Annotated in this window: 15 protein-coding genes; 8 read left to right on the top strand and 7 right to left on the bottom strand. The window is 58.3% G+C overall.

Annotated features, from left to right (window positions below):
- Positions 1–81: 81 nt before the first annotated feature.
- Complete coding sequence (locus tag AC07O1_RS00885; RefSeq protein WP_495087649.1) at positions 82–2,535, bottom strand: glycogen/starch/alpha-glucan phosphorylase; 2,454 nt, start codon at positions 2,533–2,535, stop codon at positions 82–84.
- Between the two features lie 263 nt (positions 2,536–2,798).
- Between AC07O1_RS00885 and AC07O1_RS00880 the strand changes: the two genes are divergently transcribed.
- Positions 2,799–3,233, top strand: coding sequence for a YkgJ family cysteine cluster protein (locus AC07O1_RS00880; RefSeq protein ID WP_494994338.1), 435 nt, complete (start codon positions 2,799–2,801; stop codon positions 3,231–3,233).
- A 183-nt stretch (positions 3,234–3,416) separates the two neighbouring features.
- On the opposite strand, the gene typA is transcribed toward AC07O1_RS00880, so the two are convergent.
- Both typA and thiI read right to left on the bottom strand, forming a co-directional pair.
- Positions 3,417–5,237, bottom strand: coding sequence for a translational GTPase TypA (gene typA / locus AC07O1_RS00875; RefSeq protein WP_494994339.1), 1,821 nt, complete (start codon positions 5,235–5,237; stop codon positions 3,417–3,419).
- A 139-nt stretch (positions 5,238–5,376) separates the two neighbouring features.
- Positions 5,377–6,831 carry a tRNA uracil 4-sulfurtransferase ThiI gene (gene thiI / locus AC07O1_RS00870; RefSeq protein WP_495087648.1) on the bottom strand — a complete coding sequence of 485 codons (1,455 nt, stop codon included), beginning with the start codon at positions 6,829–6,831 and terminating at the stop codon, positions 5,377–5,379.
- A 330-nt stretch (positions 6,832–7,161) separates the two neighbouring features.
- Here thiI and glnA point away from each other — a divergent pair, with 330 nt between their 5' ends.
- The 3 genes from glnA to ntrC all read left to right on the top strand — a co-directional run bounded on the left by glnA (position 7,162) and on the right by ntrC (position 11,641).
- Positions 7,162–8,568 carry a glutamate--ammonia ligase gene (glnA, locus tag AC07O1_RS00865; RefSeq protein WP_494994341.1) on the top strand — a complete coding sequence of 469 codons (1,407 nt, stop codon included), beginning with the start codon at positions 7,162–7,164 and terminating at the stop codon, positions 8,566–8,568.
- Between the two features lie 554 nt (positions 8,569–9,122).
- Positions 9,123–10,208 carry a nitrogen regulation protein NR(II) gene (gene glnL / locus AC07O1_RS00860; RefSeq protein WP_495087647.1) on the top strand — a complete coding sequence of 362 codons (1,086 nt, stop codon included), beginning with the start codon at positions 9,123–9,125 and terminating at the stop codon, positions 10,206–10,208.
- Positions 10,205–11,641, top strand: coding sequence for a nitrogen regulation protein NR(I) (ntrC, locus tag AC07O1_RS00855; RefSeq protein ID WP_495087646.1), 1,437 nt, complete (start codon positions 10,205–10,207; stop codon positions 11,639–11,641). Before glnL ends, ntrC begins: the two co-directional genes overlap by 4 nt.
- A 698-nt stretch (positions 11,642–12,339) precedes the next feature.
- On the opposite strand, the gene AC07O1_RS00850 is transcribed toward ntrC, so the two are convergent.
- Positions 12,340–12,780, bottom strand: coding sequence for a hypothetical protein (locus tag AC07O1_RS00850; protein ID WP_495087645.1), 441 nt, complete (start codon positions 12,778–12,780; stop codon positions 12,340–12,342).
- On the opposite strand from AC07O1_RS00850, the gene trmL reads away from it, so the two are divergent.
- The gene (gene trmL / locus AC07O1_RS00845; RefSeq protein WP_495087644.1) at positions 12,779–13,234 is read left to right on the top strand and encodes a tRNA (uridine(34)/cytosine(34)/5-carboxymethylaminomethyluridine(34)-2'-O)-methyltransferase TrmL; all 456 of its coding nucleotides are present in this window, start codon (positions 12,779–12,781) and stop codon (positions 13,232–13,234) included. The genes AC07O1_RS00850 and trmL overlap by 2 nt on opposite strands.
- Positions 13,235–13,416: 182 nt before the next feature.
- On the opposite strand, the gene secB is transcribed toward trmL, so the two are convergent.
- Genes secB through AC07O1_RS00830 form a run of 3 tightly spaced genes read right to left on the bottom strand, consistent with a single transcriptional unit; the run spans position 13,417 to position 14,613 of the window.
- A complete protein-coding gene (gene secB, locus AC07O1_RS00840; protein WP_494994346.1) occupies positions 13,417–13,902 on the bottom strand; it encodes a protein-export chaperone SecB in 486 nt (161 codons plus the stop codon).
- A 41-nt stretch (positions 13,903–13,943) separates the two neighbouring features.
- A complete protein-coding gene (grxC, locus tag AC07O1_RS00835; RefSeq protein WP_007939440.1) occupies positions 13,944–14,198 on the bottom strand; it encodes a glutaredoxin 3 in 255 nt (84 codons plus the stop codon).
- Position 14,199: 1 nt separating this feature from the next.
- Positions 14,200–14,613 (bottom strand): rhodanese-like domain-containing protein, encoded by a 414-nt coding sequence (locus AC07O1_RS00830; RefSeq protein ID WP_494994347.1) that lies wholly within the window; start codon positions 14,611–14,613, stop codon positions 14,200–14,202.
- Positions 14,614–14,765: 152 nt separating this feature from the next.
- Between AC07O1_RS00830 and gpmI the strand changes: the two genes are divergently transcribed.
- The 3 genes from gpmI (at position 14,766) to AC07O1_RS00815 (ending at position 19,061) form a co-directional block, all read left to right on the top strand.
- On the top strand, positions 14,766–16,295 hold the full coding sequence (gene gpmI, locus AC07O1_RS00825) for a 2,3-bisphosphoglycerate-independent phosphoglycerate mutase (RefSeq protein ID WP_495011031.1): 1,530 nt from the start codon (positions 14,766–14,768) through the stop codon (positions 16,293–16,295).
- Positions 16,296–16,431: 136 nt separating this feature from the next.
- A complete protein-coding gene (locus AC07O1_RS00820; RefSeq protein WP_495087643.1) occupies positions 16,432–17,718 on the top strand; it encodes a murein hydrolase activator EnvC family protein in 1,287 nt (428 codons plus the stop codon).
- Positions 17,719–17,750: 32 nt separating this feature from the next.
- Positions 17,751–19,061, top strand: a complete 1,311-nt coding sequence (locus tag AC07O1_RS00815; protein WP_494994350.1) for a S41 family peptidase — start codon at positions 17,751–17,753, stop codon at positions 19,059–19,061.
- Position 19,062 lies beyond the last annotated feature (1 nt).

Raw genomic sequence — 19,062 nt, 5'->3', positions numbered from 1 at the left:
AACTACCGTCTAGTATATCGGTGCGGCCCAACAGGAGTTGGGCCTTGCTCGCATTTGTCGCTAAATATTACAAGAACTGGACTACTCCAGCGCTTTCCAGATTTCGGTGGCGTACTCACGAATCGTCCGGTCGGATGAGAACCAGCCCATCCGGGCGCTGCTTAGCACCGCCGAACGCCACCACTCTTTGGAATCGTGCCAATGGGCCTCCACCCGTGCTTGCGCGTTCCAGTATGAATCGAAGTCGGCGCAGACCAGGAAGCGGTCATAGTCGATCAACGAATCGATCATGCTGGTATAACGGGCAGGATCGTCCGGCGAGAACACTCCGCCGCGAATCGCTTCCAGTACATCGTTGAGCCGATGGGAGGCCGCGATATCCGGAGTTGCGTTGAACTCGCCATTACGTTTGCGCGCTTCAACCTGCTGAGCGCTGAGACCAAAGATAAACATGTGCTCAGCCCCGATACGCTCGCACATCTCCACGTTGGCACCGTCCATCGTACCGATGGTCAGCGCACCGTTGAGGCCGAATTTCATGTTGCTGGTGCCCGACGCCTCGAAACCGGCGGTGGAAATCTGCTCTGACAGGTCGGCTGCCGGAATGATGCTCTCCGCCAGACTCACGTTGTAGTTAGGCAGGAACACTACCTTGAGCAGGCCACGCACGGTCGGGTCGTGGTTCACGGTGCGAGCGATGTCATTGGTCAGCTTGATGATCAACTTGGCCTGGTGATAACTGGCCGCGGCCTTACCGGCGAAGATCTTCACCCGCGGCACCCAATCGATTTCAGGCTCGGCGCGAATCGCCTGGTACAGCGCCACGGTGTGCAGCAGGTTGAGCAACTGACGCTTGTATTCGTGAATCCGTTTGACCTGCACATCGAACATCGCTTCCGGGTTTATCGCAATCCCCAGCCGCTCATGAATGATATTGGCCAAGGCTCTTTTGCTGTGCAGGCGCTGCTCGGCGAACTGCTTGCGGAACGCCGTTTTCTCAGCGAACGGCTCCAGTTCAACCAGGCGTTGCTCGGGATTGTCCAGCACATCATGGCCCAGCGCCTTGACCATCATCGCCGTCAGTTCCGGGTTGGTCTGGTACAGCCAACGGCGGAAGGTGATGCCGTTGGTCTTGTTGTTGATCCGCTCCGGATAAAGTTTGTGCAGCTCGGAAAACACCGTGCTGCGCATCAATTGGGTATGCAGACCGGATACACCGTTGACGCTGTGAGAGCCCAGGAACGCCAGGTTGCCCATGCGAACACGGCGGCCGTTGTCCTCTTCAATCAGCGAAACCGCGCGCAACACGTCAAAATCGTGAATGCCCTTTGCCCGCAGCGAATCGATGTGCTGGGCGTTGATCAGGTAGATGATCTGCATATGCCGCGGCAGCATCCGCTCCATCAGCCCCACCGGCCAGGTTTCCAGCGCTTCGGGCAGTAACGTATGGTTGGTGTAGGACAGCGTGTCGACGGTGACCTTCCAGGCCGCGTCCCACTCGATACCGTGCAAATCGACCAACTGGCGCATCAGCTCGGCCACGGCAATCGAGGGATGGGTGTCGTTGAGCTGGATCGCGGCGTGCTCGCCAAGGCTCAGCACCGATTCATGCATGTTCTTGTGCCGACGCAACAAATCCTGCAAGGATGCCGAGACGAAGAAATACTCCTGACGCAACCGCAACTCCTGCCCGGCCTCGGTGCTGTCGGCCGGATAGAGCACACGGGAAATACTTTCCGCCCGCGCGACTTCGGCCACCGCGCCCAAGTGGTCGCCAGCATTGAAACGCTCCAGGTGCAGGTCCTCCATCGCCCGCGCCCGCCACAGACGCAGGGTGTTGACGCTGGCACCGCGCCAACCGACCACCGGCGTGTCGTAAGCCACCGCCCGGACGGTTTCCACCGGCCACCAGACTTGCTTGGCCTTGCCGGTTTCATCGGTCACGGTATCGACGCTGCCACCAAAGCCGATGGGGTAGATCACCTCAGGGCGCTCGAACTCCCACGGATTGCCGAAATCCAGCCAGTTCTCGGTCTGTTCCTGCTGCCAGCCATCGACAACTGCCTGGCGGAACAAGCCGTGTTCATAACGAATACCATAACCATGGCCGGCGATACCGAGGGTCGACATGCTTTCCATGAAACACGCCGCCAATCGCCCAAGACCACCATTGCCCAGCGCCGCATCCGGCTCCAGCAGGCGAATGCGCTCAAGGTCGACACCCAATTCGGCCAAGGCTTCGCGCGCCACGTCCAGCAGCCCGAGGTTACTCAGGCTGTCGTAGAGCAGACGACCGATCAAAAATTCCAGGGAGAGGTAGTACACACGCTTCTGAACCTTGCGGTAGATCTGTCGCGTGTGGTCCATCCAGTGTTCGACCATATGGTCCCGCGCTGCCAAAGCAATGGCTTCGAACCAGTCATGGTCAAACGCGTGATCCGGGTCCTTGCCTACCGCGTAGGTGAGTTTGTTCAAGACAGCGGCGCGAAATGCGGCCACCACCTCTGCGTCACGAACAAGCAGTTCCTGAGTCATCGATACGACCTCGAACGAGATAGACGGCATGGAATTGTCTGAGCCTAGTCGGTCTGACAGGAGGCAAAGGTTCTGGTTCGGCGTTTTTTTCAATTGCCCGAGTCAACCTTTTGCCACGGCCGGTACGCCCTGAAAAGATGCAGAAGCCGTGCCGATCCGGCCTAAATGCCCTGAGCGGGTGAAAAACCGGCAAATGGTTGTTCACACATCCACCAACCCCGGTATCATCGCGCGCCCTGATACACCCCCTGGAAACACACCTGATGAAGCCCCAACTGATCGCCGCCGCGGAAATCGACCGACTCGATACCTGGGCGAAATACTCCAGTCATATGTGCGGTGGCTGTGTTTCCAGCTGCTGCACCCTGCCGGTCGAAGTGAAGATCAAAGACTTGATCCGCATCGGCATCGTCGATGAATTCGAGCGCGGCGACCCGCCAAAGAACATCGCCAAACGCTTGCAGAAAGAAGGCATCGTCGAGCGTTACAACCAGAAGTCGGAAATTTTTACCCTCCAGCGCATGAGCAACAACGATTGCCTTTATCTGGACCGCAAGAGCCGTCTGTGCACCATTTACGAAAAACGCCCGGACACCTGCCGCAATCACCCGAAGATCGGGCCGCGGCCGGGGTATTGCGCGTACAAGCCTAAAGAAGTCGAGCGCGATACAAGCCGCAAGACACTGGACAAGTTTTGATCAAAATTCTCGTGGTCTGACAGACCGCTATCGCGAGCAAGCTCGCTCCTACAGGAGTTTGCGTGCACTTGTAGGAGCGAGCTTGCTCGCGATAACGCCAGATCAGACACCACAAATCTTGCAGACAAAAAAACGCCCCCGACCTTGCGGTCGGGGGCGTTTTTTTAACAGCTAACTAACGAATCAGTTGCCGCTTTTCTTGGCAGCGCGGGTACGCTCGCTTTCGCCCAGGATCTTCTTGCGAAGACGGATGGACTTAGGAGTGACTTCACACAGCTCGTCTTCTTGTACGAATTCCAGAGCTTGCTCCAGAGTGAAACGTACAGGCGGAACCAGAGCGATGGTTTCGTCTTTACCCGAAGCACGCATGTTGTCGAGCTTCTTGCCTTTAGTCGGGTTAACACCCAGGTCGTTGTCGCGGCTGTTCAGACCAACGATTTGACCTTCATAGATGTCCTGGCCGTGTTCGATGAACAGCTTGCCACGCGACTGCAGGGTTTCCAGCGAGTAGGTCAGAGCCTTACCGGTAGCTACCGATACCAGCACGCCGTTCTGACGGCCGGACATGTCGCCGGACTTCATCGCGTCGTAACGGTCGAAGATCGAGGTCAGGATGCCAGCACCGGAGGTCAGGGTCAGGAACTCGTTACGGAAACCGATCAGGCCACGGGCCGGGATGTTGTACTCAAGGCGCACACGGCCCTTGCCATCCGGAACCATGTTGGTCAGGTCGCCTTTACGGATACCCATTTGTTCCATGATCGAACCCTGGGATTCTTCCGGCAGATCGATGGTCACGTTTTCGTACGGTTCGTGCTTCACGCCGTCAACCAGACGGATGATCACTTCCGGACGACCAACACCCATTTCGAAGCCTTCGCGACGCATGGTTTCGATCAGTACCGAAAGGTGCAGCTCACCACGGCCGGATACTTTGAACTTATCAGCCGAGTCGCCTTCTTCAACGCGCAGTGCCACGTTGTACAGCAACTCTTTGTCCAGACGCTCCTTGATGTTACGGCTGGTCACGAACTTGCCTTCTTTACCGCAGAAAGGCGAGTCGTTTACCTGGAAGGTCATGGAAACGGTTGGCTCGTCGACGGTCAACGGCTTCATCGCTTCGACGTTCAGCGGGTCGCACAGGGTGTCGGAGATGAACAGTTGCTCGAAGCCGCTGATGCAGACGATGTCGCCGGCAGCTGCTTCTTCAACGTCGATACGGTGCAGACCGTGGTGACCCATCAGCTTCAGGATACGACCGGTACGCTTCTTGCCGTCGGCGTCGATAGCGACAACCGGAGTGTTCGGCTTGATGCGACCACGAGCGATACGGCCAACGCCGATAACACCCAGGAAGCTGTTGTAGTCCAGAGCGGAAATTTGCATCTGGAACGGACCGTCACGGTCGACTTTCGGCGCAGGTACGTTGTCGACGATCGACTGGTACAGCGGCGTCATGTCTTCAGCCATGTCGGTGTGGTCCAGACCGGCAATACCGTTCAGGGCCGAAGCGTAGACGACTTTGAAGTCCAGCTGTTCTTCGGTAGCACCCAGGTTGTCGAACAGGTCGAAGATCTGGTCCAGAACCCAGTCTGGACGCGCGCCTGGACGGTCAACCTTGTTGATCACCACGATTGGACGCAGGCCGGCTTCGAAAGCCTTCTTGGTCACGAAACGGGTTTGCGGCATAGGGCCGTCTTGAGCGTCAACCAGCAGCAGAACGGAGTCAACCATCGACATTACGCGTTCCACTTCGCCGCCGAAGTCGGCGTGGCCCGGGGTGTCCACGATGTTGATGTGGTAGCCGTTCCAGTTGATGGCGGTGTTTTTCGCCAGAATGGTAATACCGCGCTCTTTCTCCTGGTCGTTGGAGTCCATCACGCGCTCGTCGTTGAGCTCGTTGCGCTCCAGGGTGCCGGATTGACGCAGGAGTTTGTCTACCAGGGTGGTTTTACCATGGTCAACGTGAGCAATGATGGCGATGTTGCGTAGATTTTCGATCACTTGTGTATCTCGATCAGAGGATTCGGTGTGCTGACAAGTCTTGGCAGCGATTTACAGTAGAGTCAGGCCTTGCCGTTACAGCTTGACGGCGGCGTCGGGGGGCCGGTGACGCAGGCCACAGGCATACAGCCCCGGGCTCTTAGCTCGGTCGATAAACGCGCACATTGGCATGCCCCTCACTGAGCAAATGGTGGGCATGCAGGCGACTCATCACGCCTTTGTCGCAATACAGCAGGTACTGGCGAGTAGGGTCCAGTTCCTTGAAACGAGCGTTCAATGCATAAAACGGCATCGCTTGTACCTCGATGCCAGCGAGCTCCAGCGGATCGTCTTCGGCGGCATCCGGGTGACGGATGTCGATGATGATCTGACCGGCCAGCGCCTCACTGACTTCTTCAACCTGCACATCCTGGCCCAATTCGTCGATCACCCGATCGATCGGCACCAGTTTGGCGTTCTCGAGCGCACGCTCGAGCACCGCCATATCGAATTCTTTCTCTTCATGCTCCACGCGCGGACGCTTGGCGTGGGTCTTGGGGTTCACCGAAATGACCCCGCAATACTCCGGCATGTGCTTGGCGAAGTCGGCGGTGCCGATTTCGTTGGCAAGGTCAATGATGTCCTGCTTGTGACTGGCGATCAGCGGGCGCAACACCAGCTTGTCGGTCACGCAGTCGATCACGGACAGGTTCGGCAGCGTCTGGCTGGAAACCTGGGAAATCGCTTCGCCGGTCACCAGCGCATCGATGTCCAGCCGATCAGCGATTCGGGACGCAGCGCGCAACATCATACGCTTCAATACTACGCCCATATGACTGTTATCGACTTTGCCGAGAATTTCTCCCAGCACTTCCTCGAATGGCACACTGACAAATAACACGCGCTGGGAGCTGCCGTACTTCTTCCAGATGAAGTGCGCGACTTCCATCACGCCCAATTCGTGGGCACGCCCGCCGAGATTGAAGAAGCAGAAGTGGGCCATCAGCCCGCGACGCATGATCTGGTAAGCCGCCACCGTCGAATCGAAACCGCCGGACATCAACACCAGGGTCTGTTCGAGGGCGCCCAACGGATAACCGCCGATGCCGTTGTGCTGGCTGTGAATCACAAACAACCGTTGGTCGCGAATTTCCATCCGCACTTCGATTGCAGGCGTTTTCAAGGAAATCCCGGCGGCGCCGCACTGGCGACGCAGCTGGCTACCGACGTATTTCTCGACGTCCATCGAGGTAAATTCGTGCTTGCCGGCGCGCTTGCAGCGCACTGAAAAAATCTTGCCCGGCAAGGCATCACCGAAGTGCTGTTTGCACTTGGCGACGATGTCGTCGAAGTCGCCCAACGGGTACTCGTCGACCTGCAGGAAATGCGCGATGCCCGGCATGCAGCTCAGGCGATCAGTCATATCCTTCAAGGCTTTCGGCTCGCTGACCTGTGTTTCCAGCTCAAGATTGTCCCACACACCGTTCACCACCACCGCCGGGTCCAGATCGCGGAGCACGGCACGGATGTTCTTGGCCAGCTGGCGGATGAAACGCATCCGTACCGGGCGGCTCTTGATAGTGATTTCGGGGAAAACTTTTACGATTAGTTTCATGAAAACAGCGCGCGAGGGGCCAGCCGAAAAAGGGGGGCGCGGATTATAGCGGAAATTGCTCAAGGTTTAACCAGTTAATATACAGATGACCCTTGATGCACTAAAACGGGGCGCCAAGGCTTTTTGACGCCACATTGCAGTGCGAAAAACCCGCGGAATTTCCCGCGCTCACCTATATATGCGTGAGTTTGGGGCGAAAAACCCAAGTCGGGGCACTGGCATGCAATTTGCTCCCTTGTGAGGCAGGTTGCCTTGGCAGAGTATTCGCGCCGGCATCACCCACATTCTAAGGGCACTCCACTACCAGCCCGAAGCCACCCGGAGGACACTATGTCGAAGTCGGTTCAACTCATCAAAGATCATGACGTCAAATGGATTGATCTGCGCTTCACTGACACAAAAGGCACTCAGCACCACGTGACCATGCCGGCCCGTGATGCGCTGGATGAAGATTTCTTCGAAATCGGCAAAATGTTCGACGGCTCCTCCATCGCCGGCTGGAAAGGCATCGAAGCCTCCGACATGATCCTGCTGCCGGACGACTCTACCGCCGTTCTCGATCCGTTCACCGAAGAGCCGACCCTGATCCTGGTCTGCGACATCATCGAACCTTCGACCATGCAAGGTTATGACCGCGACCCACGCGCCATTGCCCACCGTGCCGAGGAATACCTGAAGTCCACCGGTATCGGCGACACCGTATTCGTTGGTCCTGAGCCAGAATTCTTCATCTTCGACGAAGTGAAGTTCAAGTCCGACATCTCCGGCTCCATGTTCAAGATCTTCTCCGAACAAGGTTCGTGGATGTCTGACCAGGACGTCGAAGGCGGCAACAAAGGCCACCGTCCAGGCGTCAAAGGCGGCTACTTCCCGGTTCCTCCGTTCGACCACGACCACGAAATCCGTACCTCCATGTGTAATGCCATGGAAGAAATGGGCTTGGTCATCGAAGTTCACCACCACGAAGTGGCGACTGCCGGCCAGAACGAAATCGGCGTCAAGTTCAACACCCTGGTAGCCAAGGCTGACGAAGTTCAGACCCTGAAATACTGCGTACACAACGTTGCCGACGCTTACGGTCGCACCGCGACCTTCATGCCTAAGCCGCTGTACGGCGACAACGGCTCGGGTATGCACGTTCACATGTCCATCTCCAAAGATGGCAAGAACACCTTCGCTGGCGAAGGTTATGCCGGCCTGTCCGACACCGCCCTGTACTTCATCGGCGGTATCATCAAGCACGGTAAGGCCCTGAACGGCTTCACCAACCCGTCGACCAACTCCTACAAGCGTCTGGTCCCAGGCTTCGAAGCTCCAGTAATGCTGGCCTACTCGGCTCGCAACCGTTCCGCTTCGATCCGTATTCCTTACGTGTCCAGCCCTAAAGCTCGCCGTATCGAAGCTCGCTTCCCGGATCCAGCAGCCAACCCGTACCTGGGCTTCGCTGCACTGTTGATGGCTGGCCTGGACGGCATCCAGAACAAGATCCACCCAGGCGATGCTGCTGACAAAAACCTGTACGACCTGCCGCCTGAAGAGGCGAAAGAGATCCCACAAGTTTGCGGCAGCCTGAAAGAAGCCCTGGAAGAGCTGGACAAAGGTCGTGCGTTCCTGACCAAAGGCGGCGTTTTCAGCGACGACTTCATCGACGCTTACATCGCCCTGAAAAGCGAAGAAGAAATCAAAGTACGTACCTTCGTACACCCACTGGAATACGAGCTGTACTACAGCTGCTAATCCGGTAGCGCTCGCGCAAGCGGCGTAACAGAGGCCTCCTTCGGGAGGCCTTTTTTGTGGGCGCGATATACGCCAGAGAGCTCATACTGACATCGCACCGCGATGCCTTCATCAAACGGATGTCCAAGCGCCGGGAAATCGGGCCCTCATCGATCACCCCCAGTCGGGTAACGCAAAAACGTGTCCAATTGACACAGGGTAATCCCAAGCCAGTGAACCCGAGCGATACCACCCCACAGCCAATGACAAGGAAAGCCAAAGAAGAAAAGAGCAGCATCTTTTCATTCTTCTAAACGCCGCCCATGTTTGCGCACTATATTGGTGCAATGAATTGCACCCCACCCACTTATCAACCCATTTTGGTTCAAAAATACCCGGAGAAGCTGGCAGAACGCCACGCAATCGAGCTTCAAACGCCTGTTTCAGGGGTTTAACGCTTCTTTTCGGAGCCTTGGTTTGGTTTTTGCATTTTCCTCATATCAGCGCTATATCCGCGCGCGCAATCCAGGACCGGCCTCGGGTTGTATTGCTTCAAAAGAGGTCACCATATACTCATGACCATCAGCGACACACTGCACCGCTTGCTACTCGACAACCTGACCACCGCGACCATTCTGCTCAACGCGGACCTGCGCCTTGAGTACATGAACCCCGCGGCGGAAATGCTGCTGGCCATCAGCGGCCAGCGCAGTCATGGGCAATTTATCAGCGAGCTGTTCACCGAATCGGCCGAAGCCCTGAACTCCTTACGCCAGGCCGTCGAGCAGGCTCACCCGTTCACCAAGCGCGAAGCGATGCTCACCGCGCTGACCGGCCAGACCCTGACCGTCGATTACGCCGTGACGCCGATCCTCAGCAATGGCGACACCCTGCTGCTGCTGGAAGTCCACCCGCGTGACCGCTTGCTGCGAATCACCAAGGAAGAGGCTCAGCTGTCCAAACAGGAAACCAGCAAGATGCTGGTGCGCGGCCTGGCCCATGAGATCAAGAACCCACTGGGCGGGATTCGCGGCGCCGCACAGTTGCTGGCCCGCGAGCTACCGGAAGAAAGCCTCAAGGATTACACCAACGTCATCATCGAAGAGGCCGATCGCCTGCGCAACCTGGTGGATCGCATGCTCGGCTCGAACAAACTGCCGTCACTGGCGATGACCAACATCCATGAAGTGCTCGAGCGCGTGGGCAGTCTGGTGGAAGCAGAAAGCCAGGGCTGCATCACCTTGGTGCGCGATTATGACCCGAGCATTCCTGACGTATTGATCGACCGCGAACAGATGATCCAGGCAGTACTCAACATCGTGCGCAACGCCATGCAGGCCATCAGCAGCCAGAACGAACTGCGCCTGGGCCGGATCAGCCTGCGCACCCGCGCGATGCGTCAGTTCACCATTGGCCATGTGCGCCATCGGTTGGTGACCAAGATCGAAATCATCGACAACGGCCCGGGCATCCCCGCCGAATTGCAAGAAACCATCTTCTTCCCGATGGTCAGCGGTCGTCCGGACGGTACCGGGCTGGGCCTTGCCATTACTCAGAACATCATCAGCCAGCACCAGGGCTTGATCGAATGTGACAGCCATCCTGGCCACACCACGTTCTCGATCTTTCTGCCACTGGAACAAGGAGCCCCATCGACATGAGCCGTAGTGAAACCGTGTGGATCGTCGATGACGACCGTTCTATCCGTTGGGTTCTGGAAAAGGCCCTGCAACAAGAAGGCATGACCACCCAAAGCTTCGACAGTGCCGATGGCGTGATGAGCCGCCTGGCTCGCCAGCAACCGGATGTGATCATCTCCGACATCCGTATGCCGGGCACCAGCGGTCTGGACCTGTTGGCGCGGATTCGCGAACAGCACCCACGGTTGCCAGTGATCATCATGACGGCTCACTCCGACCTGGACAGCGCTGTCGCGTCCTATCAGGGTGGTGCTTTCGAGTACCTGCCCAAGCCGTTCGATGTCGACGAAGCCGTTTCCCTGGTCAAACGCGCCAACCAGCACGCCCAGGAACAGCAAGGCCTGGAAGTGGTGCCGACCCTGACCCGCACCCCGGAAATCATTGGCGAAGCACCGGCGATGCAGGAAGTGTTTCGCGCTATCGGTCGTCTCAGCCACTCCAACATCACCGTATTGATCAACGGCGAATCCGGCACCGGTAAAGAACTGGTGGCCCACGCCTTGCACCGTCACAGCCCACGGGCAGCGTCACCGTTCATTGCCTTGAACATGGCCGCGATCCCCAAGGATCTGATGGAATCCGAGCTGTTCGGCCACGAGAAAGGCGCGTTTACCGGTGCAGCCAACCTGCGCCGCGGACGTTTCGAACAAGCCGATGGCGGCACGTTGTTTCTCGATGAGATCGGCGACATGCCGGCCGACACCCAGACGCGTCTGTTGCGGGTATTGGCCGATGGCGAGTTTTACCGGGTCGGAGGTCACACGCCGGTCAAGGTCGATGTACGCATCATCGCCGCGACTCACCAGAATCTGGAAACCCTGGTTCATGCCGGGAAATTCCGTGAAGACTTGTTCCACCGCCTCAATGTGATTCGTATCCACATCCCGCGCATGTCGGACCGCCGCGAAGACATTCCGACCCTGGCCAAGCACTTCCTCAGCCGCGCCGCGCAAGAGCTGGCAGTCGAGCCAAAACTGCTGAAGAGCGAAACAGAGGAATACCTGAAAAACCTGCCGTGGCCCGGCAACGTGCGTCAACTGGAGAACACGTGCCGCTGGATCACGGTGATGGCTTCGGGTCGCGAAGTGCATATCAGCGACCTGCCACCAGAACTGCTGAACCTGCCACAAGACTCTGCACCAGTGACCAACTGGGAGCAGGCGTTACGCCAATGGGCCGATCAGGCGCTGGCACGCGGTCAATCGAGCCTGCTCGACAGCGCAGTGCCGAGCTTCGAGCGGATCATGATCGAAACCGCCCTCAAACACACCGCCGGCCGCCGCCGCGACGCCGCCGTGCTGCTGGGCTGGGGCCGCAACACCTTGACCCGCAAGATCAAGGAACTGGGGATGAAGGTCGATGCCAGTGATGATGACGAGGGAGATGAGGGTTAAGTCCTGCCCCCCCGATCGTTCCCACGCTCTGCGTGGTAACGCCTCTATGGGCGCTCCGCACCCACTGTGACGCAGAGCGTCACGGGATGCATGCCCACGCGGAGCGTGGGCACGATGAAGTCCTGATCCCCGATCGTTCCCACGCTCTGCGTGGTAACGCCTCTATGGGCGCTCCGCGCCCACTGTGACGCAGAGCGCCACGGGATGCATGCCCACGCGGAGCGTGGGCACGATCAATGTACATCTGCCCGCGATGCTTTTGGGCTTTCGTGCACCGCAATGGTGTGCGTGCACTGCCTCAACGCATTGTGAGCTGCAATCGAGCAGAAACAAAAACCTGAAAAACTCAGTTTTTCTCTCTGAAAACAAAATCCCCTAAAACGCAAAAGCCCCGAAATACGGGGCTTTCAGGGGAATCCAAAGGGTTTTCAACTCGTCTTATCAAAAACTGGCACGCCCCCTGCAATAGCCCAAGCACAACCCAGTTTCGGGGACCTTGGTACAGGCAGGCCGGGGATTCCCCTCTTTACACTTGGGGCTCACGACGCAAACAGCGACGAGCCCCGCCCGGTTTCGGGGACCTTGGTACAGGCAGGCCGGGGATTCCCCTCTTTACACCTGGGGCTCATGACGCAGACAGCGACGAGCCCCACCCGGTTTCGGGAACCTTGGTACAGGCAGGCCGGGGATTCCCTCTTTTATTCCTCCCGGAGATGGATCTCCAGCCGCCAGCGCCCGTCCACCTCGGCACCAGCCCACTCACCACGCAACGGTCGGGCCGCCACCAGATTCAGTAACAACCCCGCATCCGCAACCCTTACCCGCCAGTTCACACTCCTGTCGTTGACCTTCAGACGGCCGTTCTGAGCCCTGCCCGTCGCGTCGAACAATAGCGCGACGGTCCCGTCGATATGTTCACCGTGGATCTTCGGCTCATTGTTGAACCACACCACCAGGCCGTCAGCGACAACCTCCACCTGCTGCAACTCAGTGGGGTCAGGCGCCGTCAGGCGACCGATCATCAGCCCGACCATCACGCCGACAATCGCCAAAGAGCCGAGCACCCGCAGTAATAGCTTCGGCCGCGGGTCTGCTTCAGGCGTAGAATGCAGCCCATCTTTACCTTCGGAGCCGTGCATGTTTCACGTCATCCTATTTCAACCAGAAATTCCGCCGAATACCGGCAACGTTATCAGGCTGTGCGCCAACAGTGGCTGCCACCTGCATTTGATCGAGCCCCTGGGCTTCGAGATGGACGACAAGCGCCTGCGCCGGGCCGGTCTCGATTATCACGAGTACGCCACCCTGCAACGCCATGCCGACCTCGCCAGCTGCCTGGAAAGCCTCGGCCAGCCGCGCTTGTTCGCCTTTACCACCAAAGGTTCGCGGCCGTTTCACGATGCCAGCTTTGCCGAAGGTGATGCTTTTCTCTTTGGCCCGGAAAGCCGTGGCCTGCCCGCCGACGTACTGGACGCCCTACCGGCCGATCAACGACTGCGCCTGCCGATGCGTGAAGGCTGCCGCAGTCTCAACCTGTCGAACACCGTCGCCGTGGCGGTTTACGAAGGCTGGCGGCAGCTCGGCTTCAAATAACCCACACATCCTGATCGTTCCCACGCTCCTGCGTGGGAATGCAGCCCGTGACGCTCTGCGTCACTGGACGCGGAGCGTCCCTTGAGGCATTCCCACGCAAAGCATGGGAACGATCGAGCCACGTATTCCCGCCCCATGAAAAAAGCGCCTGTAACGGCGCTTTTTTCGTCAACATCGAACGCTTATTGCACAGTCGGCGATTCGCCGGCGGCCTGCATGCGTTGCAGTTCTTGCGCGTACAGTGCGTCGAAGTTCACCGGAGCCAGCATCAGCGCCGGGAACGAACCGCGAGTCACCAGGCTGTCCAGGGTTTCGCGAGCGTACGGGAACAGGATGTTCGGGCAGAACGCGCCCAGGGTGTGGCTCATCGAAGCGTCGTCCAGGTTCTTGATCAGGAAGATCCCGGCCTGTTGCACTTCAGCGATGAACGCGACCTCTTCACCGTTCTTCACAGTAACCGACAGGGTCAGCACGACTTCGTGGAAGTCACCTTCCAGAGCCTTCTGACGGGTGTTCAGATCCAGACCGACGGTCGGCTCCCACTGCTGGCGGAAGATCGCCGGGCTTTTCGGGGCTTCGAAGGACAGGTCACGCACGTAGATGCGCTGCAGGGAGAATTGCGGTGCGGTTTCTTCTTCGCTAGCTGCAGTGTTCTGTTGGTCAGTCATCTCGGATCCTTTCTGATCTCGGGTCTTGTAGGGTAAGGAATTCAAGCCTTGAGCATGGCGTCGAGCTTGCCGGCGCGCTCCAGGGCAAACAAATCATCACAGCCGCCAACGTGGGTGCTGCCGATCCAGATCTGCGGCACGGACGTACGCCCGGCCTTCTGAGCCATCGCGGCACGCACCTGCGGCTTGCCATCGACCTTGATCTCTTCGAAGGCTACGCCTTTGTTCTCGAGCAGGTACTTGGCTCGCGAACAATAAGGGCAGTAATCGCTGGAATAGACGACGACGTTGTTCATATCACTTCACCAGCGGCAGATTGTCGGCTTTCCAGCTGGAAATACCACCGGACAGCTTGGCGGCGGTGAAGCCGGCCTTTATCAGTTCGCGGGCATGAGTGCCGGCAGTCTGGCCCATGGCGTCGACCAGAATAATGGTCTTGGCCTTGTGTTTTTCCAGTTCACCGACGCGAGCGGTCAGTTTGTCCTGAGGAATGTTCAACGCGCCTACGATGTGACCGGCGGCGAAATCCTTGGTCGGACGAATGTCAATTACCACGCCGGCGTCTTTGTTGACTAGCCCGGTCAGTTCACCGGTGCTCAGGCTGCGGCCGCCGCCTTGCATCTGATAAGCGATCAGCAACGCCAGCAGTACGACGAAGATACCGACGAGCAGATAGTGGTTAGTGGCAAATTCAATCAGGTGAGCAACCATCGAAGGAGGTTCCAGGGCGTTAAAATGTCGGCCAGTATACACAGCCGCCTTGGCCGACCACACCCCGCCCGGCGGTGACGCGGTCGGAACTTAGCTTTAAACTGCCACTCCCTTTTCCATCGCCTCTTTCAATCCAGCCACGAGTGGAATCTATGACTACCACGCCTAAACCTTTGGTCCTGATGATTCTGGATGGCTTCGGTTACAGTGAAAGCCAAGAACACAACGCCGTCTATTCGGCCAAAAAGCCAGTCCTTGACCGTCTGTGCGCCACTGTCCCGAACGGTTTGATCTCGGGCTCAGGCATGGACGTCGGCCTGCCGGACGGCCAAATGGGCAACTCGGAAGTCGGCCACATGAACCTTGGCGCCGGCCGCGTGGTGTACCAGGACTTCACCCGAGTGACCAAATCGATCCGCGACGGCGAGTTTTTCGAAAATCCGACCATCTGCGCTGCGGTAGATAAAGCCGTGGCCGCTGGCAAAGCGGTGCATCTGCTCGGCCTCTTGTCCGAAGGCGGCGTGCATAGCCATCAGGACCACCTGGTGGCCATGGCCGAGCTGGCGTTCAAGCGTGGCGCGGAGAAAATCTACCTGCACGCCTTTCTCGACGGCCGTGACACGCCGCCAAAAAGCGCCCAATCGTCAATCGAACTGCTTGATGAAACCTTCAGAACCCTTGGTAAGGGCCGGATCGCCAGCATCATTGGCCGCTACTTCGCCATGGACCGCGACAACCGTTGGGACCGTGTGTCCCAGGCCTACGACCTGATCGTCGACGGCAAGGGTGAATTCAACGCGGCCACTGCTCAGCAAGGCCTGCAAGCTGCGTACGAACGCGGCGAGAGCGACGAATTCGTCAAAGCCACGACCATTGGTACGCCGGTCAAGGTCGAAGACGGCGATGCCGTGGTCTTCATGAACTTCCGCGCCGACCGCGCCCGCGAGCTCACCCGGGTGTTCGTCGAAGACGGCTTCAACGACTTCGAACGCGCCCGCCAGCCGAAACTGGCCGGTTTCGTCATGCTCACTCAATACGCGGCAAGCATTCCAGCACCGTCGGCGTTTGCGCCGGGCAGCCTGGAAAACGTGCTGGGCGATTACCTGGCAAAAAACGGCAAGACTCAGCTGCGCATTGCCGAGACCGAGAAGTACGCCCACGTGACCTTCTTCTTCTCCGGCGGCCGTGAAGAACCTTTCCCGGGCGAAGAGCGCATCCTGATCCCGTCGCCGAAAGTCGCGACTTATGACCTGCAGCCAGAAATGAGCGCGCCGCAAGTCACCGACAAAATCGTCGACGCCATCGAAAACCAGCGTTACGACGTCATCATCGTCAACTATGCCAACGGCGACATGGTCGGTCACAGCGGCGTGTTCGAGGCAGCAGTGAAGGCCGTTGAATGCCTGGATCTGTGTGTTGGGCGGATTGTCGAGGCACTGGAGAAAGTCGGCGGCGAAGCACTGATCACAGCTGACCACGGCAACGTCGAGCAAATGTCGGACGAGACCACCGGTCAAGCCCATACCGCTCATACGACTGAGCCAGTACCGTTCATCTATGTCGGCAAACGCGACCTTAAAGTCCGCGAAGGCGGCGTACTGGCCGACGTGGCGCCGACCATGCTCAAACTGCTGGGTCTCAAGCAACCTGAAGAAATGACTGGCACTTCGATACTAGTCTGATAGTAAAACGACTCAATCAAAGGCCATAAACGGCTTTTTATGACGAACGCCTCAAAGCAGTTAGCTTCGGGGCGTTTTTTTTGCGGTCCGCGGCGGGCATACTAGGCTGTCCCTTTCCCTGGTGTCGCCCGCCTCTATGCTTCGCGCCCTGATTGCCCTAGCTCTGACCTGCCTGCTCCAACCGGCCTTTGCCGATGAGCGCGCACAAACCCAACAACAGTTGGACGCCACGCGTCAGGATATTACTGAGCTGAAAAAACTCCTCGGCAAACTGCAGGAGGAAAAATCCGGCGTGCAGAAAGAACTGCGCGGCACCGAAACCGAGATGGGCAAACTGGAAAAACAGGTCGAAACCCTGCACAAAGAGCTGAAAAAAAGCGAATCCGAGCTGCAGCGACTCGATGAAGAGAAAAAAAAACTCCAGAGCGCGCGCATTGAACAGCAACGACTGATCGCTATTCAGGCCCGAGCCGCCTACCAGAACGGCCGTCAGGAATACTTGAAGCTGCTGCTGAATCAACAAAACCCGGAAAAGTTCGCCCGGACCCTGACCTATTACGACTACCTGAGCCAGGCACGCCTGGAGCAGCTGAAGAATTTCAACGAAACCCTGCGCCAACTGGCCAACGTCGAGCAAGACATCGCCATGCAGCAAGCCCAGCTGCTGGTGCAGAAAAGCAGCCTCGACAGCCAGCGCGACGAACTCGACAAAGTCCGCAAAGAACGCCAATTGGCATTGGCCAGACTCAACGACGATGTGAAGGCTCGAGACCAGAAGCTCCAAGCCCGCGAGCAGGATCAAGCGGACCTGTCTAAAGTACTCAAAACCATCGAAGAAACTCTGGCCCGTCAGGCCCGCGAGGCAGAAGAAGCGCGGCAAAAAGCGTTGATCGCCCAGCAAGAAGCCGAAAAAAAGCGCTTGCGTGAGGCCCAGGCGGCTGCCGACGAGAGCCCGCACAAACCGGCTAAAGCCGCGCCCGGCCCCTTGGTTTCCAGTGCTGGAGCCTCCTACGGCGGCCCTTTTGCGTCAGCGCGCGGCAAACTTCCATGGCCGGTTGATGGTCGACTGCTTGCGCGTTTTGGTGAAACCCGTGGCGATGATGCCCGCACCAAATGGGATGGCGTGATGATCAGCGCCTCCGCCGGCAGCCAGGTGCACGCAGTACATGGCGGTCGCGTGGTATTCGCCGACTGGTTGCGAGGGGCCGGGTTGCTGGTCATTCTCGACCATGGCAATGGGTTTCTGAGCCTTTATGGTCACAACCAGACGCTGCTTAAAGCCGCTGGTGATGTTGTAAAAGCCGGTGAGTCGATCTCCACTGTCGGCAACAGTGGCGGGCAAGACACGCCAGCGCTGTATTTCGCTATTCGTCAGCAGGGTCACCCGAGTGATCCGGCACAATGGTGCCGTGCGCAAGGATAAGCGCGTTACCTAATCTCAGGAGTTTGTTCGACATGCTGCATTTGTCCCGCCTAACCTCGCTGGCCCTGACGATCGCCATTGTGATCGGTGCGCCTCACGCGTTTGCCGCCCAAGCCGCTGCGGTGGCAACGGCCGCGACCACCAAGGCTCCATTGCCACTCGATGAGCTGCGCACTTTCGCCGAGGTCATGGACCGGATCAAGGCCGCCTATGTCGAACCCGTAGACGACAAGACCCTGCTGGAAAACGCCATCAAGGGCATGCTCAGCAACCTCGACCCGCACTCGGCCTATCTCGGCCCGGAAGACTTCGCTGATTTGCAGGAAAGCACCAGCGGCGAATTCGGTGGCCTGGGCATCGAAGTCGGCGCCGAAGACGGCTTCATCAAGGTCGTTTCGCCGATCGACGATACTCCAGCGTCCAAAGCAGGCATTCAGGCCGGCGACTTTATCGTCAAGATCAACGGCCAGCCGACTCGCGGCCAGAGCATGACCGAAGCGGTCGACAAAATGCGTGGCAAGATCGGCCAGAAAATCACCCTGACCCTGGTTCGCGACGGCGGCACACCGTTCGACGTGACGCTGACTCGCGCCACCATTCAGGTCAAAAGCGTGAAGAGCCAATTGCTCGAGTCCGGCTACGGTTACATTCGCATCACCCAGTTCCAGGTAAAAACCGGCGAGGAGGTCTCCAAGGCCCTGGCCAAGCTGCGCAAGGATAACGGCAAGCGGCTCAGCGGTATCGTCCTGGACCTGCGCAACAACCCGGGCGGCGTGCTGCAATCGGCTGTTGAAGTGGTCGACCACTTCATCACCAAGGGCCTGATTGTCTACACCAAGGGCCGCATCGCCAACTCCGAACTGCGCTTCTCCGCGACCGGCAAAGACGAAAGCGAAGCCGTGCCAATGGTGGTGTTGATCAACGGTGGCAGCGCCTCGGCTTCGGAAATTGTCGCCGGCGCCCTGCAAGATCAAAAACGTGCTGTGTTGATGGGCACCACCAGCTTCGGTAAAGGCTCGGTGCAAACCGTACTGCCGCTGAACAATGACCGCGCGCTGAAAATCACCACCGCGCTGTACTACACCCCGAACGGTCGTTCGATTCAGGCTCAAGGCATCGTGCCGGACATCGAAGTGCGCAAAGCCAAAATCACCAACGAGCAAGACGGCGAATACTTCAAGGAAGCTGATCTGCAAGGTCACCTGGGCAATGGCAACGGCGGCGCCGACAAGCCAACCCGCGCCTCCGCAAAAGCCAAGCAGCCATCGCTGCAGGACGATGACTACCAGTTGGCCCAGGCCCTGAGCCTGCTCAAAGGCCTGAGCATCACTCGCGGCCATTGAG

Source organism: Pseudomonas sp. GW821-FHT07G10, assembly GCF_059418545.1.
Note: the sequence above shows the minus strand (reverse complement) of the source record. Positions and strands in the feature narration are given on the sequence as shown.

Bases quoted from the DNA above. Each gene is read 5' to 3' on its own strand.
- glnL (WP_495087647.1), top strand. From the start codon at position 9,123: ATGACCATCAGCGACACACTGCACCGCTTGCTACTCGACAACCTGACC.
- thiI (WP_495087648.1), bottom strand. From the start codon at position 6,831: ATGAAACTAATCGTAAAAGTTTTCCCCGAAATCACTATCAAGAGCCGC.
- AC07O1_RS00830 (WP_494994347.1), bottom strand. From the start codon at position 14,613: ATGGTTGCTCACCTGATTGAATTTGCCACTAACCACTATCTGCTCGTC.
- gpmI (WP_495011031.1), top strand. From the start codon at position 14,766: ATGACTACCACGCCTAAACCTTTGGTCCTGATGATTCTGGATGGCTTC.
- ntrC (WP_495087646.1), top strand. From the start codon at position 10,205: ATGAGCCGTAGTGAAACCGTGTGGATCGTCGATGACGACCGTTCTATC.
- AC07O1_RS00820 (WP_495087643.1), top strand. From the start codon at position 16,432: ATGCTTCGCGCCCTGATTGCCCTAGCTCTGACCTGCCTGCTCCAACCG.
- trmL (WP_495087644.1), top strand. From the start codon at position 12,779: ATGTTTCACGTCATCCTATTTCAACCAGAAATTCCGCCGAATACCGGC.
- grxC (WP_007939440.1), bottom strand. From the start codon at position 14,198: ATGAACAACGTCGTCGTCTATTCCAGCGATTACTGCCCTTATTGTTCG.
- AC07O1_RS00880 (WP_494994338.1), top strand. From the start codon at position 2,799: ATGAAGCCCCAACTGATCGCCGCCGCGGAAATCGACCGACTCGATACC.
- secB (WP_494994346.1), bottom strand. From the start codon at position 13,902: ATGACTGACCAACAGAACACTGCAGCTAGCGAAGAAGAAACCGCACCG.
- glnA (WP_494994341.1), top strand. From the start codon at position 7,162: ATGTCGAAGTCGGTTCAACTCATCAAAGATCATGACGTCAAATGGATT.
- AC07O1_RS00815 (WP_494994350.1), top strand. From the start codon at position 17,751: ATGCTGCATTTGTCCCGCCTAACCTCGCTGGCCCTGACGATCGCCATT.
- AC07O1_RS00885 (WP_495087649.1), bottom strand. From the start codon at position 2,535: ATGACTCAGGAACTGCTTGTTCGTGACGCAGAGGTGGTGGCCGCATTT.
- AC07O1_RS00850 (WP_495087645.1), bottom strand. From the start codon at position 12,780: ATGCACGGCTCCGAAGGTAAAGATGGGCTGCATTCTACGCCTGAAGCA.